This is a genomic window from Actinospica durhamensis (genome assembly GCF_018139695.1).
In the GTDB taxonomy this organism is placed as follows: Bacteria; Actinomycetota; Actinomycetes; order Streptomycetales; family Catenulisporaceae; genus Actinospica; species Actinospica durhamensis.
Window position 1 is genome coordinate 1 of record NZ_JAGSOG010000051.1, and the last position, 23,945, is coordinate 23,945.

The window sequence follows — 23,945 nt, forward strand, 5'->3', positions numbered from 1 at the left end:
GCTCGAAAGCGGTGGTGAAGCGCTTCGACATTATCCCCGGCCGGATTCCCGGCCTGCCGCCAAGTCTTGCCCCTGAAGGGTAGACCGCGCACGTGGGGACTGTCTAGAGGATCTGTCGAAGCGCTTCGATAGTTTCGTCCTCCGACGCCACCCGGCGTCCGCGTTTCCCCGAGGCTACCCGGTGAAACCGCCGTGACGCGGCAAGGTGGCTGATGGATACGGCCCCCCGGTCCCGGCGCGGCGGGACCGAGGGGCCGTGGCTCAGGCGGCACGGATCTCGACCTCACGGGTGCGATGGTCGAGCACGAAGACGCGGTCTCCCCGCCGGACCGCCTCCACGCCCTCGGGCAGATCGGGCAGCACCGGCGCGACTCCGGCCTCGGCCGCGGCCCGGCGCAGCACCCGGCCGAGCGCCTCGGCGTCCGGCAGCGTGGCGACGTACCAGGCCGAGCCCTCGCCGAAGGTGTTCACGGTGACCGCGGGATGGCCGGCCAGCACGCCGTCCTCGATCCGGGCCACCACGCGCGCCGTGGTGGACGCGAGGTCGAACCACTCGGCCCAGGTGGAGGCGGTGAACGCGCCGAGTTCGGCCGAGCCGACCCGCAGTTCGAGGCCGTCCACCAGGGGCCAGTACTCCTCGATCCGGATCCCGAGCAGCTCCCGCAGGGACGCGGGGTAACCGCCGAGGCGGATCCGCTCGTCCGGGTCCGTCACTCCGCTGAACGGCCCGACCACGAGCGTGCCGCCGGCTTCGACGTGGCGCTCCAGGTTCCGGCCGGCCTCGTCGGAGAGCTGGTACAGGCTCGGCGCGAGCACCAGCCGGTAGCCGGACAGGTCCGCCTCCGGCGCCACGAAGTCGCAGGTGATGTTCGCCTGCCACAGCGCGGTGTAGTACTCGTAGAGCCGGTCCACGTACTTGAACCCGGAGTGGGGCTGGTGGTCGAGTTCCACGGCCCGCCAGGCGTCCCAGTCCATCACGATCGCGACCTCGGCCGCGACCTCGGTCCCGGCCACCTCGTGCATGCCGAGCAGGTCCTTGCCGAGCTCGCACACCTCGCGGAAGACCCGTGAATCAGGGCCCGCATGGGGAATCATGGCGCTGTGCGTGCGCTCGGCGCCCTGCTTCGAGGCGCGCCACTGGAACTGCAGCAGCCCGTCCGCCCCGCGCGCGAGCGCCTGGAGCGACCAGAGCCGGAACATGCCGGGCGGCTTGGGCGTGGACACCTGGCGCCAGCCGACGCCGCCGGTGGACTGCTCCATCATGATCCAGCCGCCGCCGCGGGTGGCCTTGCCCAGGGAGCGGGTCAGGTCCTGCGAGAACGCGCCCCAGCACGCACCGAGCGGATCGTTCGGGTCCGGATACGAGTCGACCGAGGCGAAGTCCTCCTCGGGCGCCCAGCTCCACGAGTCGGTGTCCTTGAAGAACCCCATGAAGTTCGTGGTGACCGGGATCGCGCGGTTGCGGGCCGAGACGATGTCGCGCTCGGTCTTGAAGCCCTCGAGCAGCAGGTCCGAGGCGAACCTGCGGTAGTCCTGGTCCTGCATCGGGTTGATCACGTACTGGACCTTGCGCGGCGGGATCACCTCGGTCCAGTCGCCGTAGTGCTGCGACCAGAACCGGGTGCCCCAGGCCTCGTTGAGCCCGTCGAGGTCGGTGTACCTGGCCTTGAGCCAGGTGCGGAACGCCTCGGCGCAGCCGTCGCAGTAGCAGACGGTCCCGAACTCGTTGCCGATGTGCCAGATCCGCAGCGCCGGGTGGTGCGCGTACCGCTCGGCCAGCGCGGCGCAGATCGCGTCGGCGTGCCGCCGGTAGACCGCCGAGGAGGGACAGTACGCGTTGCGCGACCCGTAGGTGCGCACGGTGCGGTCCTTGTCCTGCGGCGAGGTCTCCGGCCAGCGGTGGTGCATCCACGGCGGCGCGCTCGCGGTGGGGGTGGCCAGCGCGACGCCGATCCCGCCCGCGTGCAGCAGGTCCAGGACCTCGTCGAGCCAGCCGAAGTCGTACTCACCCGGCTTCGGCTCCAACAGGGCCCAGGAGAAGACGCCGACCGTGGCCAGGTTCACACCCGCCTCGCGCATCAGCCGGACGTCGTCCTCCCAGACCTCGCGCGGCCACTGTTCGGGGTTGTAGTCGCCCCCGAACAGCAGCTGGCCGCGCGTGGCGTCGTGCAGAGAAGCCATGAGCTCTTCCTACTTCTGGTTCTGGCCCTGGTTGTTCTGGTTCTGGCCCTGAGCCGAGACGTCGATCGTCTCGATGCCCCGACCGTTGGTGCCGACGTAGACCCGGCCGTAGTGGTTCGGGTCGCCGACGATATCCGGAATCCAGCCGAAGTTCTGCTGGTCGCTGTTGATCTTGGTCCAGTGCTTGCCCAGATCCGTGGACATGTAGAACCCGGTGACGGAGTCGACCGTGCCCACCAGGTAAAGGGTCTGGTTGTGCGTGCCCGGCGCGGCCGCGCCCTCGCCCACGGCGTAGGCCGCGGAGACGTCCGCCGAGTCCACCTGGGTCCAGGTCGTGCCGCCGTCGGTCGAGTGCATCAGACCGCCGGTCTGCGCGGCGAAGTAAAGCTCGCCGGCGTGGCCCGGGATGGTCTGCAACTGGTCGTTGCTGACCGCGCTCAGTCCGGTGGCGGCCGAGGCGAAGGTCTCGCCGCCGTCGGTGGAGCGGTAGAGCACGCCGGTGCTCGAGTCGATCGCGTAGTACACCTTCGCGTTCACCGGGTCGGCGACCGGAGCCACGCCCGTGGGCAGGCCGGACACGGCGGTCCAGGTCTGGCCGCGGTCGGTCGAGTAGACCGGGGTCGTGCCGTCGGCCGGGTTCCACACGATGCTCGAGCCGTCCGCGGCGACCGCCACCTGGCCCTGGCCCCAGCTCATCGAGCTGGGCATGGTGAACTGCGTCCAGGTCTTGCCGCCGTCGGTGGAGTACTGGCCCATGGCCTCGTTGTTGCCCTCGCCGACGAACGCGATCAGGTCGCCCTTGGCGTCCTGGGCGATGCCGGAGCCGGTGCTGTAGGTCGCGTCGAACGTGTCGGTCGGGGACTGGGTGAGCGAAGTGTGGCAGAACCCGCCGAGGTCGCCCAGGGCACTGATCAGCTTGCAGTCGCTCGGGCCGTTGGGCACCAGCAGGGCCTTGACGGAGGTCTCCTCGACACCCTTGGCCGCGGCGCTGGAGAAGTCCACCGTGCCGCCGCTGTCGAGCGCGCCCATGTTGTCGGTGCCGTAGAGCGTGGCGCCGGTGCCGTACACGACGTGGTTCGAGTCGAACGGGTCGACCGCGATGGTGCCGATCCACCAGCCGAACTTAGGCTGCGCGCCCCAGGCCAGGTACGGCTCGGAGGCGACGTTCAGCGAGGTCGAGGCGGACACGTCGGCCCAGGTGCTGCCGCCGTCGGTGGACCGGTAGATGGTATCCACCGGGCTCCACCGGTCGTTGGTGGAGACGTACACGGTGTCCGGGTTGCTCGGGTCCACGGCCAGGCCGTCGTAGCCCCACCAGGCGGAGGAGCCCTCCGGCGTGATGTCCGTGGCCGCGCCCACCGCGCCGTTGCCGTGGCGCGAGGTGGTGCCGGCGGCGAACTTGTAGAGCTTGCCGGTGCCCATCCAGTACGGGCCGGTGTACTGATCGTAGACCACGTACAGCGAGCCGTCGCCGGAGAACTGCGCCTTGATCGGGAGGGTGCCGGCGCCGCCGGAGACCGTGGTCCAGGTGGCGCCGCCGTCCGTGGTCTCGTACAGCGTCGAGTCGTCCGCGTCGCCGACCACGATGTGCTGGGTCGGGGTGCCGCGGTGCTTCTCGGTCTGGTCGAAGGTCACGAACTGCAGGCCGTTGGTGGAGTTCGAGCCCAGGTCGGGGAAGCTCTTGTCCTGGGCCCAGGTGCGTCCGCCGTCGGTGGACTTCCACAGGCCGTCGTTGCGGGTGCCGAAGTAGAGCACGTTGTCGTCGTTGGGGTCCACGACGAGGCGCTCACCGGAGTCCCGGCCCTGGTCGTTCGAGCCGTTCTCGAACGGCACGCTGAACGAGGTCCAGGTGCGTCCGTAGTCGTCCGAGCGCAGGATGGCCGAGGGCTGGCCGTTGTTCCAGCTCTCCGAGTAGGAGCCGACCGCCGCCCACACCACGTTCGGGTGGATCGGGTCGGTGGCGACCGACTCGACGCCGAGCTCATTCCAGTTCTGGAAGCTGGTCGAGTCCAGCAGCGGGATCCACGTCTTCGACGACGCGTTCCAGCGGTAGAGCCCGCCGATGTCCGTGCGCAGGTAGGCCAGACCCGGCTGGGTCGGGTTGTACACGACGCCGGTGATGAAACCGCCGGCGCCGACGTTCACGTTGTTCCACACATATCCGTTGCCACTACCCGCGGAGCTGCTCGTGGCCGAGGCCGACGGAGCGATGGCCAGCGGGGCAGCGAGCAGCCCGGCCGCGGTGCAGGCAAGGATCGCCCTCTTCTTCGAGGTGCGCATGGGGATGGTCGTGTCCTCTCAGCCCTTGACGGCGCCCGTGAGCATGCCCTTGGCGAAGTGCCTCTGCACGAACGGAGTCAGGACGACGATGGGAATGAGTGAAAGGGTGACCGTGGCCATGGAGAGCCCGGTCTGGGACGCCTGCGCGAGACCGCCGACGCCCGTGGTGCCCATCCCGGGCATGGTGGTGCCCAGGAGCGTGTAGTCGTAGATGACCACGGCCAGGGGGTTGTTGGTGGCGTTCTCGGATTCGTAGAGGATCGCGTTGAAGAACGTGCCCCAGTAGGCGACCGCGTAGAACATGGTGATGACCGCGATGACGGCACGCGAGGTCGGCACCACGACCGACCACAGCACCCGCCACTCGCTCGCGCCGTCCAGCCGCGCGGCCTCGATCAGCTCGGACGCGGTGCCGGTGAAGAAGGCCCGCAACACCAGGATGTTGAAGACGTTCACGGCCGAGGGCAGGATCAGCGCCCAGAGGCTGCCGTAGAGCTTCAGGTCGTTGACGACCAGGAAGGTGGGGATGATGCCGCCGTTGAAGAACATCGTGACGACGAGCGTCATCAGCACCGGGCGCTGGGCGAAGGAGCTGGACCGGGAGAGCCCGTAGGCGCACAGGACGCTGACCACCATCGAGATCGCCGTGCCGACGACGGTGATCAGGACGGTGACGAACAGGGCGCGGCTGACCGTGCCGCCGCTGAAGATCAGCTGGTAGTTCTGCAGGCTCAGGCCGTGCGGAATGAGCACGAGGCCGCCGCCGGCCGAGTTGATCGAGCCCTTGTCGGAGAAGCTGGTGAGCACCACGCCCCAGACCGGGACGAGGATCAGCAGCATCACGACGGTGATGACGGAGCCCTTGCCGAACTGGCCGTACCAGCTCGGCTTCTCCTCCCAGACCGGACGCCGGTTCTGGTCGGGCTTGCGGAATCCGCGGGCGGAGGCGGGACGGAAGCGACGCCCGGTTTCAGTGACAGTGCTCATCGCCGGTACAACCCATCCTCACCGAACATGTGCGCGATCTTGTTCGCGCTCAGAATCAAGACCAGGGACAACACGCCCTTGAACACACCGACCGCGGCGCCATAGCTGTAACTGCCGCCGATGGAGGTGGTCCCTCCGAAGCCGCCGCCCAGGCCGGAATAGATATAGGAGTAGGTGTCGAGCACGTCGGCCGCGCTCGCGCCCACCGCCTGGCGCTGGATCAGCATCTGCTCGAAGCCGACGCTGAGCGCGTTGCCGAGGCGCAATACCAGCATCAGCACCACGATGCCGCGCAGTCCGGGCAGGGTGATGTGCCGCATCCGGCGCCATCGGCCGGCGCCGTCCACCGCGGCCGCCTCGTAGAGGCTGTTGTCGATGGCGGCGAGCGCGGCCAGGAAGACGATCAGGCCCCAGCCCGCCTCCTTCCACACGGCCTGCGCGGTGACCAGGTATTTGAAGGTGCCCGGATCGGTCATGATGTTCCACGACGAGATCCCGTGCTTGTTGAGGAACACGTTGAGCACGCCGGCGCCGCCGAGGAACTCCTGGAACATGGTGATGACCAGGACGTAGCTGAAGAAGTGCGGCAGGAAGACGATGGCCTGGATGAACGACTTGATGCGCGGGCTGAGGATCGTGTTGACCAGGAGCGCGAGCACGATCGGGATCGGGAAGTAGAGCACCAGCTGAACGGCGGCGATCACCAGCGTGTTCTGGAAGGCCTGCCAGAACCCGGGGTCGGTCAGCGCCTCCTGGAAGTTGGCGAGTCCGACGAACTGGCTGTGGATCAGGCCCTGGTAGATGTCGTAGTTCTCGAACGCGATGATGATCCCTGCCATCGGCAGGTAGTTGAACAACACGATCAAGATCAGCGCCGGCAGGCACATCAGCAGCAGCGTCTTGTCTCGCCGCAGCCGGATGCGCCAGTTCAACCGCTGTTGTTTCGGCCCCTTGGCCTTAGCTCGGCCGACGCCCAAGCGCCGACGTTGCGTGGAGGCTTCCGCCTCCTGGGTCGTGATCGCCGCCACCGGCCGCTCTCCCATTCTTACGCGTTGACTCGTGCCGCGGTCTCCCACCGACCACGGCCGGACCGGACGGATCCGGGCATGGTCCATCGCCCGAATCCGTCCGGATTCCCCCGCTCAGACTTAGTTGCCGGTGCCGTACTGCTTGGCCACACCCTCGTAGAAGGTGCGCAGCGTGTTGCCGGCCTGAGACTTCCAGGTGGTCAGCGCGTTCTGGTAGTCGGTCACGGTCTTGCGGCCGAGGCGCACGTCGGTGATGACGGACTCGAGGGCGGTGGTCGCCTTCGAGGTCGAGGACGGCTCGGTGATGTTCATGGCCCAGAACAGCGGCTTGTACGCGTGCGCGACGGCGTCCGCCTGCCAGGCCGCGTAGTCCTGCGTGATCTGGTTGTACCCGGCGTTGAAGGTGACCGCCTGGCAGTTGGCCAGCTGGTCGAAGGTGTCGGTGACGACCTTGTTGCCCTCGGCGGTCAGGGTCGGGCCGGAGGAGGTCATCGTGTAGTCGGTGCCCTCGGTGCCGTAACGCGCCACCAGGTACTCCGCGCTGCCGAACGGCGCCGCGAGGTAGTTCGCGATGTTCAGCACTTCCTTGACCTGGGCGTCCGAGAGGTTCTTGTTCAGGTACGAGAACATGCTCGCGCCGGCCTCGAGGCCGATCTTCGGCGTGCTGCCGTCGAACGAGAAGACCTTGAAGCCCTGGCGCTCGTAGGACGGGCTCGCCGAGGCGCCGGACTGCGCGTCGGCCTTGTTCCAGGCGCCGGTGCCGTCGGCGGTGATGACGGTCTTGCCGGCCCAGAAGCGGCTCTTCGCGTCGGCGCTGTCGCCGGCGATGGCCGAGGGGTGCACGTAGCCGCTGGTCGAGAGCGAGGAGGCGAACGACAGCATCTCGACGAACTCGGGCATCTCGTACTTGCTGACGAAGTTGCCGCTGGAGTCCTTGGTGAAGCCCACACCGGAGGAGACCGGGATGTTGAACACCTGGTAGAGGAAGGTGCCCAGGTCGTCGAAGGCGTACTGGCCCTTGGACTTGACGGTCAGCTCGGCACCGAGCGCCTTGAGCGCGTCGGCGCTGGTGATCGTGGAGGCGTCGATGCCGGCGGTCTTGAAGATGTCCGCGCGGTAGAAGACCATGCCCGCGAACGAGGCCGAGGAGACCCACAGCGGGATGCCGTAGAGCTTGCCGTTCCACACACCCGCGGACCAGCCCGTGGAGGGGATCGCGGCGAGGTTCGGGTAGTCCAGCGACTTGTCGCCGGCCAGGTAGGGCGTGAGGTCCTTGAAGTACTTCTCGACACCCTCGGAGAAGTTCTGGATGGCGGCGGTGTTCCAGCCCGGCACGTCCAGCCAGTCCGGGATGTTCCCGGAGGCGAACAGCGTCGAGAGCATGGTGGCGTAGTTGTTGCCGTCCGAGGGGTTCTCGTTCAGCGTCGCGCCGATCGCCGCGTTCACGGCCTGGTAGTAGCTGTTGCCGGCCGGCGGGACCGAGCCCCAGACCGGGGTCACGGCCTTGTAGGTGCCGCCGGAGCCGATCGTGCCGGTGACGGACTTGACCGGAGTGGCCGGGAAGTTCAGGAAGGCGGGGTCGGAGGCCGCGCCGTTGATCCCCGTCACGGAGGGGATGTCGGCGGTAACCGCGTCAGAGGCCTTATAGGTCGGGATCACGGTCTTGACGGTGTTCGAATTCGTCACACCGGAACCTGAGGCACTGGCGCTGCTGCCACAGGCGGAAAGCAGCGGCATGGCGGCTATCGCGCCGGCGACACCCGCGGACGTGGTCACGAAACCACGGCGGGTGAAAGCGGTGGAGCTCGGCATTGAACTCTCCAAGAGTGTGGGGTCGCGTCGGCCGACCCGCGTTGGAGGGAGTCGTCGAAGCGCTTCAATGTTGGCTTGAGGTTAGGTCAGTAAAACGGCCCATGCAAGGGACTTCGGTTACAATTCGATGACGGGCGGGCGAGAGGCCCGGTGGTCGATACCACTGCTCACCTCCTGCCGGGGTTGACCCTTACAATGCCTTTGACGTGCGAAGATTTTGTTCCGACCGCTCCATCCCGGCTTGTGTGCACGCGCCCGGGGATTGACAGGAAGGGGGGTGGGATGGAACTTTCGAAGCGCTTCGATCAGATCTACGTTTCCGAACCATCGCCTTCGCACCCCCCGCGAGAGAGAGTGGCCCCCGTGACCCCCACGCCCGAACAGCAGGCGCAGGCGCTGCTGGCCGAACTGACCGTCCAGGAGAAGGTGGCCTTCCTGCACCAGCACCAGCCGGTCGTGGAGCGGCTCGGCCTGGAGAAGTTCCTGACCGGCTGCGAGGGGCTGCACGGCGTGGCCTGGATCGGCAAGGCGACGGTCTTCCCGCAGGCCGTGGGCCTGGGCGCGACCTGGGACCGGGAGCTGGTGCGCCGGGTGGGCGAGGCCGTGTCGACCGAGGTGCGTGCGTTCAGCCAGGACACCGCGAACGCGTACCAGGACAGCGGCCAGAACGAGAAGCCGCCGCAGGTCACGCTGAACGTCTGGGCGCCGGTGGTGAACCTGCTGCGCGACCCGCGCTGGGGCCGCAACGAGGAGGGCTACAGCGAGGACCCGTACGCGACCGCGCAGATCGCCACGGCCTTCTGCCGCGGCCTGCGCGGGGACCACCCGACGGTCTGGCGCACCACGCCGGTGCTCAAGCACTTCCTGGCCTACAACATCGAGACCGACCGCGACATCGTGGACGTGCGGGTGCCCGACCGGGTGCTGCACGAGTACGAGTTCCCGGCCTTCCGCGGCCCGATCGAGGCGGGCGTGGTCGCGGGCGTGATGCCCGGCTACAACCTGACCAACGGCGTGCCCAACCACGTCCACCCGTTGATCAACGAGGCGCTGCGCTCCTGGGATCCGGAGGTCGCGGTCTGCTCGGACGCGCAGGCCCCGTCGAACCTGGTCGAGCGGGAGAAATACTTCCCGGACCACGTCGAATCGCACGCCGCCGCGCTGAAGGCGGGCGTGGACAGCTACACCGACAACTCCGCGGACAGCGCGCCCACGATCGAGCGGTTCACCGCCGCGCTCGAACGCGGCCTGATCACCGAGGCCGACCTCGACCAGGCCGTACGCCGCCTGCTGCTGCTGCGCGCGCGCACCGGCGAGTTCGCCAAGGACGCCGACCCATACGCCGGCATCCGCGCCGAGGTCATCGACAGCGCGCCGCACCGGGCGCTGGCCCGCGAGGCGGCCGACGCCTCGGTGGTGCTGCTCAAGAACGAGGACGCCGCGCTGCCCCTGCCGACCGGCCAGGACGCGCCGGGACGCATCGCCGTCATCGGCCACCTGGGCACCCGCGTGCTCACCGACTGGTACAGCGGCACGCTCCCGTATTCGGTCAGCATCGCCGACGGGCTCGCCGCCGCGTACGCCGAAGCCGGCACCGAGGTGGTCACCGCCGACGGCGCCGACCTGGTCGTATTGCGCGTCGCGGACGAGCAGGGCGCCGAGGCGGCGGCCTTCGGCCCGTACCGGCACCAGGACTGGGGCACCAGCGTGCAGTGCCCGCTGCCGGTGCACACCCTCCAGGCCGAGGACAACGGCCGCTACCTGGGCCTGACCGGCGAGGACGACCTGGTCGCGGACGCGGTCTCGGCGACCCCGGACGGCTGGTTCGTCAAGGAGCTCTGGGAGTTCGAATCCGCGCCGGGCACCGCCGCGGACGCCGCTTCCGGTGAAACTTTCACGCTGCGCGCCAACTCGCCGCACAGCCGCAAGTACGTGCGCGTCGAGCCGGGCACCGGCCGGCTGCTGGCCGATATCGAGGACGCCGCCGCGGCCACCCGCTTCCAGCTCGAGGTGGTGCAGGACGGCGAGCAGGAGGCGGAGCGTCTCGCCGCCTCGGCCGACCGCGTCGTGCTGGTGCTGGGCAACGACCCGCACATCAACGGCCGCGAGACGGTGGACCGCGACGGGCTCGCGCTGCCGGCCCGGCAGGAGCGGCTGCTGCGCGTGGTGCAGCGGGCCCATCCGGCCGCGGTGCTGGTCGTGGTCTCGAGCTACCCCTACGCGATCGACTTCGCGCAGGAGAACCTGCCGGCGATCCTGTGGAGCTCGCACGCGGGCCAGGAGATCGGCAGCGCGCTCGCGGGGGTGCTCACCGGAGCGCAGAGCCCTTCGGGCCGGCTGCCGCAGACCTGGTACGCGGGCTCGGCCGTGCTCCCGGACCCCACCGACTACGACGTCGTCGGATCGCGGTGGACCTACCGGTACTCGCGGCGTGACCACCTCTATCCGTTCGGTCATGGTCTTTCCTACGCGACGTTCGAGTACTCGGATCCGACCGCGCAGGTGCGGGCCGAAGGAGCGGGAGCGTTCACAGTAACCCTTGACTTGGACGTGACCAACACCGGCTCCCGATTTGGTGACGAAATCGTGCAGATCTACGCGCGCCGGACGGGCGGCGAGGACTTCGACGCCGAGCGCGAGGCGCTGCGGGTGCTGGTCGGATTCGCCCGCGTGCCGCTGGCGGCGGGCGAGCGGCGCGAGGTCGCCTTCGAGGTGGCCGGCGAGAGCCTGGCGCAGTGGTCCGAGGCCGAGGGCCGCACCCGCGTCCCGGCCGGCGAGTACGTCTTCGAGGCCGGTGCCTCCAGCACGGACCTGCGCACGAGCGTGCGGGTGAAGCTTTCGTGACGGCCCGGCCGACGCGCTACGAGGCGACCTGGGAGTCCCTGGCCGCCTATGAGGTGCCCGAGTGGTTCAGGGACGCGAAGTTCGGCATCTTCATCCACTGGGGCCCGTACTCGGTGCCCGCGTGGGGCAACGAGTGGTACGCGCGCAACATGTACCAGATGGGCTCGCCGGAGTACGAGCACCACCGCGAGGTGTGGGGCCCGCAGAACGAGTTCGGCTACAAGGACTTCATCCCGCTGCTGACCGGCGAGTCCTTCGACGCCGACGCCTGGGCCGCGCTCTTCCGCGAGGCCGGGGCGCAGTACGTGGTCCCGGTGGCCGTGCACCACGACGGTTTCGCCATGTACCGCAGCGAGCTCAACCCGTGGAACGCCGCGGTGATGGGTCCGAAGCGGGACGTGATCGGTGAACTGTCCGAGGCGGTGCGGCGCCGGTCGATGACCTTCGGGGTCTCGACCCACCGGGCCGAGCTGTGGTGGTTCCTCAACGGCGGCATGGCCTTCGACTCGGACGTGCGCGATCCGCGCTACAGCTCGTTCTACGGCCCGGCCCAGTCCCAGCAGCTGGAGCCGAACGAGCAGTTCCTGCAGGAGTGGGTCGCGCACACGCTCGAGCTCGTGGACGCCTATGAGCCGCAGCTGCTGTACTTCGACTGGTGGATCCACCGGCCCGGGTACCTCCCGTACCTGCCGAAGATCGCGGCGCACTACTACAACCGGATGGCCGAGGCCGGCCTCGGGCCCGTGCTCACGTACAAGGACGGCGCCTTCCCGGCCGGCACGGCTGTGGAGGACGTCGAGCGCGGCGCCAGCGCCACGCTGCGGCCGCAGCCGTGGCAGGCGTGCACCTCGATCGGGCGCGGCGCCTGGTGCCACGTCGAGGGCGAGGACTACAAGACCCCGGGCGAGCTCGTCGGCACGCTGGTGGACACCGTCGCGAAGAACGGCAGCCTGCTGCTGAACGTCGGCCCCAAGGCGGACGGGACGATCCACTCCGCCGAGGCCGAGGTGCTGCGCGAGATCGGGGCCTGGCTCGCGGTCAACGGCGAGGCGATCTACGGCACCCGGCCGTGGTCCGTCTACGGCGAGGGCCCGGCCCGCGCGGTGGAGGGGAAGTTCATGGAGCGCGATCAGGACGGCTTCGGCCCGCGGGACCTGCGCTTCACCACCCGCGGCGACGTGCTGTACGTGCTCGGCCTTTCCGCGCCGCAGGACGGGCGGATCGAGATCCGCTCGCTTGGCTCGGACCTGACGCTCTACCAGGGCGAGGTCAAACTGATCGAACTGCTCGGACACACCGGCGAGTTCACCCCGGTGCCGCTGGAGTTCGAGCGCGGGCCGCACGCGCTCACGGTGCGTCTGCCCGAGTCCTGGACCGCAGGGCACCGGGCGGCCGTGCCGCTGCCGGTGCTGCGCATCACGGCTGCCTGACACGCACAGGGAACGCACGGCGCCCGCCCGATCGCGAGATCGAGCGGGCGCCGTGTGGTGTCCGGGGCGGCCGGGCGGCCGGAAGCGGTCCGCCGGGCGGCCTACGGGTAGCCGGGGCCGCCGTCGATCGGGATGTACCCGGCGTACCAGCCGGCCGCGACGGCGAGCACGCCGAGCACGACCCACACCACCCAGCGGCGGCGCAGCGAGGCCAGCCAGCCGGCCGGGGCGAGCAGTAGCGGGAACGCGGCGAGCATCTCGCGCGGCACGACCGAGTAGTCGTGGATCGCGGTGTAGATGATCACCGCGACGATGCAGGTGTAGGTCAGCAGCTGCCAGGGCTGGCGCTGCAGGAACATCGCCAGGATCAGGAACGGGACGATCAGCAGCACCGCGGTGGTGATGTGGGCCTGGCCGGTGTCGTAGCCGCCGTGCGTGGAGCCCTCGAGGCCCAGCTTGATCCGGTGCAGCACCTGGCTGCTGTTGCCGAAGCCGGTGCCCCACTTCTTCTGCGCGCGCATATAGCCGCCGAGGCTGCCCATCCGGTACGCGACGTAGGACAGGAAGCCGACGGAGCCGAGCGGCGCGATGACGAAGGCCGCCCAGGGCCGCCAGCCGGCGCTCGTGCCCTGTCTGCGGGCCCGCAGGAACTCGACCACGGCGCCCACGCACACCGTCGCCACGATCGCGTTCGCGGTGGGGCGGGTGGAGCCGGCCAGGCAGGCGAGCACGGCCGCGGTGACCAGGTTGCGGCGCAGCAGCGCGTACAGCGCCCAGGCGGACAGGCAGATCGCGAGGGTGTCGGCGTACAGGGCGCCCTGGATCACGGCGGAGGGCATCAGCGACCAGAGCACCGCGAAGATCAGGCCGGTGCGCGCGTCGCGCACCAGGGCGCCGATCTCGGACAGCGCCCAGGCGCAGGCGAGGGCGGCGATCCAGGTCACCGCCAGTCCGATCGCGGTGACGCTCAGGCCGGTGATCGTGTGGCCGAGCCCCATCAGACCCGGATAGAGCGGGTCGAAGGCGAAGGGCGAGAGGTTCGGGGAGATGGCGGTGTCGTAGCCGCGCAGGGCGATCTGCTGGTACCAGCCCGAGTCGACATACACGAACATGCCGCGGCTGGCGTAGCCGTGCCCGCTGGAGAGCAGTCCGAAGACCAGCGTGCTCACCAGGCGCGCGGCCAGGTACGCGGCCATCGCGGGCCAGGCCCGCCGGGCCGAGCGCGCCACGGCGCCGCGCGCCGCGGCGAACCGGGCGGGAGCCGACTGCTGATCCGGGGCTTGTTGCTCGGTCGTGCTACTGGTCACGGTCGCGCTGTCCGTCCTTCATGCCGTACCGGCGCTCGGCGCGGGATGCGCGCCCGACCACCTCCGGCAAGCCTGCGGGTGAACCGCGCGCGAACGCGCGGTGTGGGTGAGCTCACGCCGGATCCTATCGCGCCGTCCGTACCGGTCCCGCCTGCGCGTTGTCACGGGATCGGTACGGACTCGGCCGCGCCGGCGGTCACACCCCGGCCGCGCGCATCCCGCGCAGCTCCTTCTTGAGCTCCGAGATCTCGTCGCGGAACCGCGCGGCGAGCTCGAACTGCAGCTGCGCCGCGGCCGTGTGCATCTGCTGGGACAGGTCCTCGATCAGCGCCTCGAGCTCCTCGGCCGGCTTGCCGACGTAGTCCACGCTGGTCACCCCGCGCGCGCCGACGCCGGGGACGGGCGAGCGGCCCTTGCCCTGCGGACGGCTGAGCAGCTCGCGGGTGTCGGCGTCCTCGCGGATGAGCGAGTCGGTGATGTCGGCGATCTTCTTGCGCAGCGGGGTCGGGTCGATGCCGTGCTCGGTGTTGTACGCCCGCTGCTTCTCCCGGCGCCGGTTGGTCTCGTCGATCGCCTTGGCCATGGCCGGGGTGATCTTGTCCGCGTACATGTGCACCTGGCCGCCGACGTTGCGCGCGGCCCGGCCGATGGTCTGGATCAGCGAGGTGGGGCTGCGCAGGAAGCCCTCCTTGTCCGCGTCCAGGATCGCCACCAGCGAGACCTCGGGCAGGTCAAGGCCCTCACGCAGCAGGTTGATGCCGACCATGACGTCGAAGACGCCGAGGCGCAGTTCGCGCAGCAGCTCGACCCGGCGCAGGGTGTCGATGTCCGAGTGCAGATACCGCACCTTGACGCCGAGCTCGAGCAGATAGTCCGTCAGGTCCTCGGACATCTTCTTGGTCAGCGTCGTCACCAGCACCCGCTCGCCGCGCTGCTCGCGCTGGCGGATCTCGTGCACCAGGTCGTCGATCTGACCCTCCGTCGGCTTGACCACGATCTCCGGGTCCACCAGGCCGGTCGGCCGGATGACCTGCTCGACCACCTCGCCGCCGGCCTTGGCGAGCTCGTAGGGTCCGGGGGTGGCCGAGAGGTAGACCGTCTGCCCGATCCGCTCGACGAACTCCTCCCACTTGAGCGGGCGGTTGTCCAGGGCCGAGGGCAGCCGGAAGCCGAAGTCCACCAGGTTGCGCTTGCGCGAGGTGTCGCCCTCGTACATCGCGCCGATCTGCGGCACGGTCTGGTGCGACTCGTCGATGACCAGCAGGAAGTCGTCGGGGAAGTAGTCGAGCAGGGTGTTGGGCGCGGTGCCGGCCTCGCGCCCGTCGATGTGCCGGGAGTAGTTCTCGATGCCGTTGCAGAACCCGACCTCGCGCATCATCTCCACGTCGTAGGTGGTGCGCATGCGCAGCCGCTGCGCCTCGAGCAGTTTGCCCTGCCGCTCCAGCACGGCCAGGCGCTCCTCGAGCTCCGCCTCGATCCCGGCGATGGCCCGCTCCATCCGCTCCGGACCGGCCACGTAGTGGGTGGCCGGGAAGACGTAGATCTCCTGATCGTCCGTCAGGATCTCGCCGGTGACCGGGTGCAGCGTCATCAGCCGCTCGATCTCGTCGCCGAACATCTCCACCCGGACCGGGTGCTCCTCGTACATCGGGAAGATGTCCACGGTGTCCCCGCGCACCCGGAAGGTGCCGCGGGTGAAGGCCACGTCGTTGCGCGCGTACTGCACCGCGACGAGCCGGCGCAGCAGCTGGTCGAGCTCGAACTCCTCGCCCACGCGCAGGCGCACCATCCGGTCCACGTACTCCTGCGGCGTGCCCAGGCCGTAGATGCAGGAGACCGAGGCCACCACGACCACGTCGCGCCGGGTCAGCAGGGAGCTGGTGGCGGAGTGGCGCAGCCGCTCCACCTCCGAGTTGACCGAGGAGTCCTTCTCGATGTACGTGTCGGTCTGCGCCACGTACGCCTCGGGCTGGTAGTAGTCGTAGTACGAGACGAAGTACTCGACCGCGTTGTTCGGCAGCAGCTCCCGGAACTCGTTCGCGAGCTGGGCGGCGAGGGTCTTGTTCGGGGCCAGCACGAGCGTGGGCCGCTGCAGCCGCTCGACCAGCCAGGCCGTGGTGGCGGACTTGCCGGTGCCGGTCGCGCCGAGCAGCACGACGTTGCGCTCCCCCGCCTTCACCCGCTGCTCGAGTTCGGCGATCGCCTGCGGCTGGTCGCCCGAGGGCTTGTAGTCGCTGACCACCTCGAAGGGGGCCACACTGCGTTCCAGATCCGTCGTCGGTCGCGTCATGTCATCCAGGCTAGAGCCGCCCTCGGACAATCGGCGTCAGCGCAGGTCGGCGCGGGTCACCGGACCCACCAGACGCGGATCTCGGTGCTCGGCTGGCGACGCGAGAACAGGCCGGAGGGCGAGGCCTCGGCCAGCAGCAGGCGCAGCTCGGCCTCGAACTCGGGGAGCCGGTCGCCGAACAGGTGCGGCGCCGATCCGGACAGGGAGAACACCTCGGCCACCACGACGTCGGCCGTGCGCTCGAGGGGTCGGCCGCCCGGGACGAGGTGGCACTCATGGCTGCCGAACCCGGCCCGCTCGAGCACCGCTCCCTCGCCGCCCGGTGTGCCGTTCGGCAAGGTGCCCCGGCCGGCCCGCCACACAGGGCCCAGATAGCGCTCAGCCAAGGCCTTGATCCGTGCGGTGGGTGCTTCCGGATGCGGCATCGGGCCGTCCGGCAGAGCGTCCACGTGCGGGGCCGCGACGAGCACCACCGCGCCGCCGGGCGCGAGCGCGGCGCGCATGGTGGCCGCCACCCGGTCGCGGTCCATCCAGTGGAAGGACTGGCCGAACGCGGCGACCGTGAAGGTGCCGAGTCCGTCCGGCCAGTCCTCGGCGCGGGCCTGGATCCAGCGGCTGCGCTCGGCGTGGCCCTCGGCCTCGGCCTGGCGCGCGGCCGCGGCGATCATCCCGTCGTCCGGGTCGAGGCCGACCACCTCGGCGAAGCGGTCGGCCAGGGCGAGCGCGAGCGTGCCCGGGCCGCAGCCGACGTCGGCCAGCCGGCCGGTGCCGTCGAGGTCGAGCACCTCGACGCACACGTCCACCCAGCCGGGCGCGTACGGCGGCCGGCCCGCCGTGTAGAACTCGGACGCGCCCTCGAACAGGGTCTCGTCCCACACCCAGTCGCCGATCGTCACAGCGGTCCCACCCTTCACCGGAAACGGGCAAAGGCTGGATTATGGCAGGGCTCGATGAACGGCGCCGCCGACTCAGGCGGCGTGTCGGTCAGGCCTGCTTGTCCACGACCTTGCGGAAGGCCGGGCGGGGCAGGTGCCGCAGCCCGGAGAAGACGTAGCGCAGCTGGGCCGGGACCCAGACCAGGTCGGCCTCGCGGCGCAGGCCGTCGACGATGCCCTCGGCCACCGCCTCGGGGGTGGTGGACATCGGCGCCTTGGGCAGGCCCGCGGTCATCTTCGAGTCCACGAACCCGGGCCGCACCACCATCACGTGCACGCCGGTGCCCTGGAGCGAGTCGCCCAAGCCCTGCGCGAAGGTGTCGAGGCCGGCCTTGCTCGAGCCGTAGATGAAGTTGTCCTTGCGCCCGCGCTCGGCCGCGACCGAGGAGAGCACCACCAGCGCGCCGTGGCCCTGCTTCTTGAGCGCCTCGGCCACCACCAGCGAGGAGGTGACGGCGCCGACGTAGTTCGACTGGACCACCTTCGCGGCGGCCAGCGGGTCGCGCTCGTCGGTCTTCTGGTCGCCCAGCACGCCGAAGGCGAGCAGCACCACGTCGATGTCGCCCTCCTCGAACAGCGGGGCGAGGACCTTCTCGTGCTCGCCGAACTCGAGGGCGTCGAAGTTCACCACCCGCACCTCGGCCCCGAGGCCGCGCAGCAGGTCGGCGCCGGCGTCCAGCCGCTCGGAGGGCCGGCCGGCCAGGATGATGCGCTTGGTCCGGTCCTGGGCCAGCTTGCGCGCGGTGGCCAGGGCGATGTCGGACCCGCCGCCGAGCACGAGCAGCGACTGGACCGAACCGAGGGAGTCCTTCATGGCAGATTCCTTACAGGCTGAGTCGGCGGGACTGGTCGGAGACGAACACCCCGTGCGGATCCACCTCGGCCCGCACCTTCCGGAAGTCCTCGAGCCGCGGGTACATCGCGGCCAGGTCTCCGGGAGACATCCTCGAGTCCTTCGCCAGGTAGAGCCGTCCGCCGGCCTCGAGCACCTGCGCGTCCATCCAGCGCAGCAGCCCGGCCAGCCCGGGCGTCCCGGTCGGGAAGTCGTAGGTGAGCGTCCAACCGTCGGTCGGGAAGGACAGGTAACCGGGGCTGGCCGGCCCGAAACGCTTGAGCACGGTGACGAACGAGGGCGCGCCCTGCACCGCCACCCGCTCCACGACCCGGCGCAGCGTCGCGGCCGCCTCGAACGGCACCACGAACTGGTACTGCAGGAACCCGGCCGCGCCGTAGACGCGGTTCCAGTCGTGGATCGCGTCCAGCGGGTGGAAGAACCCGCCGATGCTGGCCAGGTGCGGGTGCGCGTCCTTGGGGGCGCGGCGGAAGTTCGCCTCGTTCATCAGCCGGATGGTGCGGCGGTTGAGCAGGCCGCTGGGGAACAGGTCCGGCATCGCGGCCAGCGGCTTCGGGTGGAAGGCCAGCGGAGTCTCGCGCAGCTTGGCGGGCAGGTGTTCGAGCCCGGCGAAGTTGCCGCTCTCCACCCAGCCGCGGCCGAGCGAGGGGCCGGTGGCCAGGTTGTCCAGGGAGGCGACGGAGAAGCGGTAGTCCGCGTCCGTGAGCGTCATCCGCTCCATCGCCTCGTCGAGGTCGGCCACGCGCTTGGTCTCCACCAGGATGCGCGAGGTCTCGACCCGCATCATCTTCAGCTTCGCCCGCACGATGACGCCGGTCAGGCCCATGCCGCCGGCCGTGGCCCAGAACAGCCCGGGGTCGGACTCGGGTGTCAGGGTACGCACGGAGCCGTCGGCGAGCAGCAGGTCGAGCTCCAGCACGTGCTGGGCGAAGGAGCCGTCGGCGTGGTGCGACTTGCCGTGGATGTCGCAGCCGATCGCGCCGCCGACGGTCACGTACCTGGTGCCGGGGGTGACCGGCACGAAGTAGCCGAAGGGCAGCATCGCCTGCATCAGCTGCTGCAGGCTGACGCCGGGCTCCACCTCCACGGTGCCGGTTTCGAGGTCCACGCCCAGGATCCGGTTCATCCCGGTCAGGTCGAGTACCCGGCCGCCGGCGTTCTGCGCCGGGTCCCCGTAGGAGCGGCCCAGGCCCCGCGCGACGATGCCGCGCGCTCCGGCGCCGGCCACCGCCTCGGCGACCTGCTCCCGGGTGCTCGGCCGCACCACCTCGGCCACGGACGGCGCCGTACGGCCCCATCCGGTCAACTTCTCCCGACGCGGCTGCGGCACCGCCGCCACCTCCAAGTCCGTGCCGGGCACGCGCGTGCCCGCTCGATCAGTGCCCATTGAAGACTCCGATGGCGAACAGCACCAGCCAGCCGGCGCCGATCGCCATGATGACCTTATCGCCCAGCACGACGTCCTCGGGCTCGCCGGCCTTGCCCGCGTCCACGAACATCGCGTAGCGCAGGAACAGGAAGGACCAGGCCACGATGGAGATCTCGTGCCAGTGCACCCCGTGCGCGGACCGGTCGAGGTCGAAGGCCCAGAGGCTGTAGGTCAAGATGGCCAGGCCCGCCATGGTCTGCCAGATGAAGCGCAGGTACGAGGTCGTGTACATGGCCAGCGAGCGGCGGGTGGTCGCGGCGCCCTCACCCATCAGGATCATCTCGGAGAAACGCTTGCCGGCCACCATGAACAGCGAGCCGAAGGCCGTGGTCAGCAGGAACCACTGGGACAGGTCGATGCCCGCGGCCACGCCGCCCGCCATGGCCCGCAGCAGGAAGCCGCCGGCGACCAGGGCGAGGTCGACCACCAGGACGTGCTTGAACCAGGCGCTGTAGGACAGGTGCATGGCCAGGTAGATCGCCACCAGTGCGGCCAGCCCGGCGTTCTCGGACGCCGCCACCACCAGCGCCGCCGCGCCGAGCACGGCCGCGCAGACCCAGGCCAGCTTGATCGGGACGATGCCCGCGGCGATGGGCCGGCGGCACTTGGTCGGGTGGGCCCGGTCGGCCTCCACGTCCAGCGAGTCGTTGGCGTAGTAGACCGCTGAGGCGGCGAGGCAGAACGCGACGAAGGCCACCGCGACCGGTCTCAGCGTCTTCGTGTGCCCGATCGTGCCGGCCGCCAGCGGCGCGGTGAGCACCAGCAGGTTCTTGATCCACTGTTTGGGCCGGGCCTCGCGCACCAGGCCGCTCAGCAGCGAGCCGCCGGAGCCGAGCGCGACGGCGGCCGGGTCGAGCGCGAGCTCGGAGTCTGCCTGGAGCTGAGCTTCGTCGAGCATGTCCGACTCGTGTTGTTGTGCCGGGAATGAACTCACGACGTGCTCCTCACAGCGCTCTGAGAGCCGGGCAGACGGGTGCTCGCGTCGGCGGGGTACGGCTTGGGAACCCTATCAGGATCTGTGATGCAGCTCGGTGAGCTCTCGCCAGAGTGCGTCGACGGCCTCGACGAGCTCGCTCTCGGTCCCGTCGTTGGCGAGGAGGTGGTCGGCCGCCGCGTTGCGCCGCTCCCGGGGCGCCTGGGCCGCGATCCTCGCCTCGGCCTGTTCCCGGCTCATCCCGCGCAGCCGCACCAGCCGGTCGATCCGGGTCTCGTCGCGCGCGTCGACGACCACGACGACGTCGAACAGCGGCTTCAGCCCGCTCTCGACCAGCAGCGGGATGTCCTGCACCACGACGCTGCCCTCCGGCGCCGCCGCCGTGCGCTCGGCCATCCAGGTGCGCACCCGCGGGTGGATGATCGCGTTGAGCTCGCCGCGGCGCCGCTCGTCCCCGAACACCAGCTCGGCCAGCGCGGCCCGGTCCAGCGCGCCGTCGGGCCCGAGCACCTCGGGTCCGAAGGCCTCGGCCACCGCGGCGAGGCCCTCGGTGCCGGGCTCCACCACGGCCCGCGCGGCGAGGTCGGCGTCGAGCACGAGCGCACCCAGGGCGGCGAGGCGGGCGGCCACCGTGCTCTTGCCCGCGCCGATGCCCCCGGTCAGTCCGACATGCAGCGTGCGCATCAGTGCCCGTACCTTCCCTCGCGGCCGTTCGGAGCAGAGTCCGGATATCCGGAGGGTACCGTCCGCGCCCGCGGGCACGACGAAGGGGCCCGCCCACCGTGTGGTGGACGGGCCCCTCTCAGGCTGTCTCAGACCTCAGCCGGGCCCGGGGGCCCGAAGCGGTCCTCGGCTCAGCTCTGGCCGCCGGCCAGCTTCTCGCGCAGTGCGGCGAGCTGGTCGTCAGAGGCCAGGGTGCCGGTGGCCTCACCGGACGCCGTCGAGGAGTAGCTCGACGGGGCCGGGCCGCCCTCGGGCGCAGCAGTGCCGTTCGCAGCGGCCTCGGCGTCGGCCTTGCGGGCCTCGGCGATCTGCTTCTGGTGCTGCTCGAACCGGGCCTGCGCCTCGGCGTACTGCGCCTCCCAGGCCTCGCGCTGCGTGTCGTAGCCCTCGAGCCACTCGCCGGTCTCCGGGTCGAAGCCCTCCGGGTAGAGGTAGTTGCCCTCGGCGTCGTAGGAGGCGGCCATGCCGTAGAGGGTCGGGTCGAACTGGTCGACCGTCGAGTCTCCGGTCAGGCCCTCGTTCGCCTGCTTGAGCGAGAGCGAGATGCGCCGGCGCTCGAGGTCGATGTCGATGACCTTGACGAAGATCTCGTCGGACACCTGGACGACCTGCTCCGGGATCTCCACGTGGCGCTCGGCCAGCTCGGAGATGTGCACCAGGCCCTCGATGCCCTCGTCCACCCGGACGAACGCGCCGAACGGCACCAGCTTGGTGACGCGGCCGGGGACGACCTGGCCGATCTGGTGGGTCCGGGCGAACTGCTGCCACGGGTCTTCCTGGGTCGCCTTGAGCGACAGGGAGACGCGCTCGCGGTCCATGTCGACGTCCAGGACCTCGACCGTGACCTCCTGGCCGACCTCGACGACCTCGGAGGGGTGGTCGATGTGCTTCCAGGACAGCTCGGAGACGTGCACCAGGCCGTCGACGCCGCCGAGGTCCACGAACGCACCGAAGTTGACGATCGAGGAGACCACGCCGGAACGTACCTGGCCCTTGAGCAGGGTGGTGAGGAAGGTCTGGCGGACCTCGGACTGGGTCTGCTCGAGCCAGGCACGGCGGGACAGGACCACGTTGTTGCGGTTCTTGTCCAGCTCGATGATCTTGGCCTCGAGCTCCTTGCCGACGTACGGCTGCAGGTCGCGCACGCGGCGCATCTCGACCAGCGACGCGGGGAGGAAGCCGCGCAGGCCGATGTCGATGATCAGACCGCCCTTGACCACCTCGATGACGGTACCGGTGACGATGCCGTCCTCGTCCTTGATCTTCTCGATCGTGCCCCAGGCGCGCTCGTACTGGGCGCGCTTCTTGGACAGGATCAGTCGGCCTTCCTTGTCCTCCTTCTGGAGGACCAGGGCCTCGACGTGGTCGCCGACCGACACGACCTCATGGGGGTCGACGTCGTGCTTGATCGACAGCTCGCGCGAGGGGATGACGCCCTCGGTCTTATAGCCGATGTCGAGCAGGACCTCGTCGCGGTCCACCTTGACGATGGTGCCGTCGACGATGTCGCCGTCGTTGAAGTACTTGATGGTCTCATCGATCGCGGCGAGGAAGTCCTCCGCCGACCCGATGTCGTTGATGGCGACCTGCGGCGTGCGGGGGGTCTCGGTGCTGCTCGTCATGGGGGAAAGGGCTCCGGGGCGGATGTGGTCGACTATTCACGCGGCGGAGGCCTGACTCGGGTGGCTGTTAACGTCCTGGTCGCGACGAGCGGTTCGAGAACAGCGGTTCAGTCGGTGCGGTTCCCTCGGTCTGAAACCACACGGGTTCCGCAGCGCAAAAGCCAGGATAGGCTCTGTGCGTATCCATGGTCAATCGCGCACGCCAAGACGGTGCGCCGGGCGGCGTCACGGGCCCGCGGAAACGTCGCCGGAACAACACGGCGAACGGGCACCCGGGCCTGGTCAGGAAAGGATAAGGGCGTGGAGGGCACGGAGTCGAGAGGTTCGGCGGACGGATCCGCGACGGCGGTGGCCGAGCTGGTCGCGCGGCGCGAGGCGTCGCAGGACGAGACGGTCCGGGCCAACCGCACCTGGTGGGACGCGAACGCGGACGAGTACCAGGCGGACCACGGCGAGTACCTGGGGGACGCGCGGTTCCTGTGGGGTCCGGAGGGGCTCTACGAGGAGGACGCCGGCATGCTCGGTGAGGTGGCGGGCCTGGACGTGCTGGAGATCGGCTGCGGCGCGGCGCAGTGCGCCCGCTGGCTCGCGGACCGCGGCGCCCGGGTGGCGGCGCTTGACGTCTCGGCGCGCCAGCTCCAGCACGCCCGCCGGATCGACGAGCAGCAGGGCCGGGCGCCGCTGCGGCTGGTCCAGGCGGACGCGACCCGGCTGCCGTTCGCGGACGAAAGTTTCCACATCCTGTGCTCCGCCTTCGGGGCGATTCCGTTCGTGGCGGACTCGGCCCTGCTGATGCGCGAGGCGGCCCGGGTGCTGCGGCCGGGCGGGCGCTGGGTGTTCGCGGTGCCGCACCCGGTGCGCTGGGCCCTGCCCGACCTTCCGGGTGAGGAGGGCCTGGTGGTGCGCCACTCCTACTTCGACCGGCGCCCCTACGTGGAGCAGGATGAGGACGGCTCGGCCGGCTACGTCGAGCACCACCGCACCCTCGGCGACCGTATTAGGGAACTGACGGCGGCGGGGCTGCGGCTGGTGGACCTGGTGGAGCCGGAGTACCCGCGCGACCTGGGCGAGCCCTGGGGCGGTGGCTGGTCGGCGCTGCGCGGCGGGCTGATCCCGGGCACGGCGATCTTCGTGACCCGCAAGGACGGCTGAGCCGGAGCCGGCGGCGCGCCGGGCGCCCGGACACGCCCGGGCGGCGTCGCTCAGCGTGCCCGTGCCGTGGCGGATACTGGAGCACGGGCCGCGGCCGGTTTACAGTTTCGGCTGACGGGGGGTCACCGCTCCGGCCCC

Annotated in this window: 16 protein-coding genes; 3 read left to right on the plus strand and 13 right to left on the minus strand. The window is 70.1% G+C overall.

What is annotated here, in order from left to right; genetic code table 11:
* Positions 1–261: 261 nt before the first annotated feature.
* The 5 genes from KDL01_RS13025 to KDL01_RS13045 all read right to left on the minus strand — a co-directional run bounded on the left by KDL01_RS13025 (position 262) and on the right by KDL01_RS13045 (position 8,162).
* A complete protein-coding gene (locus tag KDL01_RS13025) occupies positions 262–2,181 on the minus strand; it encodes a beta-galactosidase (protein WP_212528709.1) in 1,920 nt (639 codons plus the stop codon).
* A gap of 9 nt (positions 2,182–2,190) precedes the next feature.
* Entirely contained in the window at positions 2,191–4,461 is a 2,271-nt protein-coding gene (locus tag KDL01_RS13030) for a WD40/YVTN/BNR-like repeat-containing protein (protein ID WP_212528710.1), read from the minus strand.
* An 18-nt stretch (positions 4,462–4,479) separates the two neighbouring features.
* Entirely contained in the window at positions 4,480–5,448 is a 969-nt protein-coding gene (locus KDL01_RS13035) for a carbohydrate ABC transporter permease (protein ID WP_212528711.1), read from the minus strand.
* Complete coding sequence (locus tag KDL01_RS13040; protein WP_212528712.1) at positions 5,445–6,380, minus strand: ABC transporter permease; 936 nt, start codon at positions 6,378–6,380, stop codon at positions 5,445–5,447. The genes KDL01_RS13035 and KDL01_RS13040 overlap by 4 nt, the downstream gene beginning before the upstream one ends.
* Positions 6,381–6,596: 216 nt before the next feature.
* A complete protein-coding gene (locus KDL01_RS13045) occupies positions 6,597–8,162 on the minus strand; it encodes an ABC transporter substrate-binding protein (RefSeq protein WP_212528713.1) in 1,566 nt (521 codons plus the stop codon).
* 489 nt (positions 8,163–8,651) lie between these two features.
* Here KDL01_RS13045 and KDL01_RS13050 point away from each other — a divergent pair, with 489 nt between their 5' ends.
* Together KDL01_RS13050 and KDL01_RS13055 are read left to right on the plus strand one after the other, a co-directional pair.
* Positions 8,652–11,132 (plus strand): glycoside hydrolase family 3 C-terminal domain-containing protein, encoded by a 2,481-nt coding sequence (locus tag KDL01_RS13050; protein ID WP_307846283.1) that lies wholly within the window; start codon positions 8,652–8,654, stop codon positions 11,130–11,132.
* On the plus strand, positions 11,129–12,562 hold the full coding sequence (locus tag KDL01_RS13055; RefSeq protein ID WP_212528715.1) for an alpha-L-fucosidase: 1,434 nt from the start codon (positions 11,129–11,131) through the stop codon (positions 12,560–12,562). Before KDL01_RS13050 ends, KDL01_RS13055 begins: the two co-directional genes overlap by 4 nt.
* 101 nt (positions 12,563–12,663) lie before the next feature.
* On the opposite strand, the gene KDL01_RS13060 is transcribed toward KDL01_RS13055, so the two are convergent.
* The 8 genes from KDL01_RS13060 to rpsA all read right to left on the minus strand — a co-directional run bounded on the left by KDL01_RS13060 (position 12,664) and on the right by rpsA (position 22,655).
* Positions 12,664–13,869, minus strand: a complete 1,206-nt coding sequence (locus KDL01_RS13060; protein ID WP_212528716.1) for a hypothetical protein — start codon at positions 13,867–13,869, stop codon at positions 12,664–12,666.
* A 196-nt stretch (positions 13,870–14,065) separates the two neighbouring features.
* The gene (gene uvrB / locus KDL01_RS13065; RefSeq protein WP_212528717.1) at positions 14,066–16,159 is read right to left on the minus strand and encodes an excinuclease ABC subunit UvrB; all 2,094 of its coding nucleotides are present in this window, start codon (positions 16,157–16,159) and stop codon (positions 14,066–14,068) included.
* A 56-nt stretch (positions 16,160–16,215) separates the two neighbouring features.
* Entirely contained in the window at positions 16,216–17,049 is an 834-nt protein-coding gene (locus tag KDL01_RS13070; protein WP_368861559.1) for a class I SAM-dependent methyltransferase, read from the minus strand.
* Positions 17,050–17,143: 94 nt separating this feature from the next.
* Entirely contained in the window at positions 17,144–17,908 is a 765-nt protein-coding gene (dprE2, locus tag KDL01_RS13075) for a decaprenylphospho-beta-D-erythro-pentofuranosid-2-ulose 2-reductase (RefSeq protein WP_212528719.1), read from the minus strand.
* Between the two features lie 10 nt (positions 17,909–17,918).
* Positions 17,919–19,334 (minus strand): decaprenylphosphoryl-beta-D-ribose oxidase, encoded by a 1,416-nt coding sequence (gene dprE1, locus KDL01_RS13080; RefSeq protein ID WP_212528720.1) that lies wholly within the window; start codon positions 19,332–19,334, stop codon positions 17,919–17,921.
* Positions 19,324–20,310, minus strand: a complete 987-nt coding sequence (locus KDL01_RS13085) for a decaprenyl-phosphate phosphoribosyltransferase (RefSeq protein WP_307846285.1) — start codon at positions 20,308–20,310, stop codon at positions 19,324–19,326. The genes dprE1 and KDL01_RS13085 overlap by 11 nt, the downstream gene beginning before the upstream one ends.
* Positions 20,311–20,385: 75 nt before the next feature.
* A complete protein-coding gene (coaE, locus tag KDL01_RS13090) occupies positions 20,386–20,994 on the minus strand; it encodes a dephospho-CoA kinase (protein WP_212528721.1) in 609 nt (202 codons plus the stop codon).
* Positions 20,995–21,164: 170 nt separating this feature from the next.
* Positions 21,165–22,655, minus strand: coding sequence for a 30S ribosomal protein S1 (gene rpsA, locus KDL01_RS13095; RefSeq protein WP_212528722.1), 1,491 nt, complete (start codon positions 22,653–22,655; stop codon positions 21,165–21,167).
* Between the two features lie 300 nt (positions 22,656–22,955).
* On the opposite strand from rpsA, the gene KDL01_RS13100 reads away from it, so the two are divergent.
* Positions 22,956–23,807: a class I SAM-dependent methyltransferase gene (locus KDL01_RS13100; protein WP_212528723.1), complete on the plus strand. Its 852-nt coding sequence runs from the start codon at positions 22,956–22,958 to the stop codon at positions 23,805–23,807.
* Positions 23,808–23,945 lie beyond the last annotated feature (138 nt).

Bases quoted from the DNA above. Each gene is read 5' to 3' on its own strand.
- KDL01_RS13025 (WP_212528709.1), bottom strand. From the start codon at position 2,181: ATGGCTTCTCTGCACGACGCCACGCGCGGCCAGCTGCTGTTCGGGGGC.
- KDL01_RS13030 (WP_212528710.1), bottom strand. From the start codon at position 4,461: ATGCGCACCTCGAAGAAGAGGGCGATCCTTGCCTGCACCGCGGCCGGG.
- KDL01_RS13035 (WP_212528711.1), bottom strand. From the start codon at position 5,448: ATGAGCACTGTCACTGAAACCGGGCGTCGCTTCCGTCCCGCCTCCGCC.
- uvrB (WP_212528717.1), bottom strand. From the start codon at position 16,159: ATGACGCGACCGACGACGGATCTGGAACGCAGTGTGGCCCCCTTCGAG.
- dprE2 (WP_212528719.1), bottom strand. From the start codon at position 17,908: ATGAAGGACTCCCTCGGTTCGGTCCAGTCGCTGCTCGTGCTCGGCGGC.
- dprE1 (WP_212528720.1), bottom strand. From the start codon at position 19,334: ATGGGCACTGATCGAGCGGGCACGCGCGTGCCCGGCACGGACTTGGAG.
- coaE (WP_212528721.1), bottom strand. From the start codon at position 20,994: ATGCGCACGCTGCATGTCGGACTGACCGGGGGCATCGGCGCGGGCAAG.
- rpsA (WP_212528722.1), bottom strand. From the start codon at position 22,655: ATGACGAGCAGCACCGAGACCCCCCGCACGCCGCAGGTCGCCATCAAC.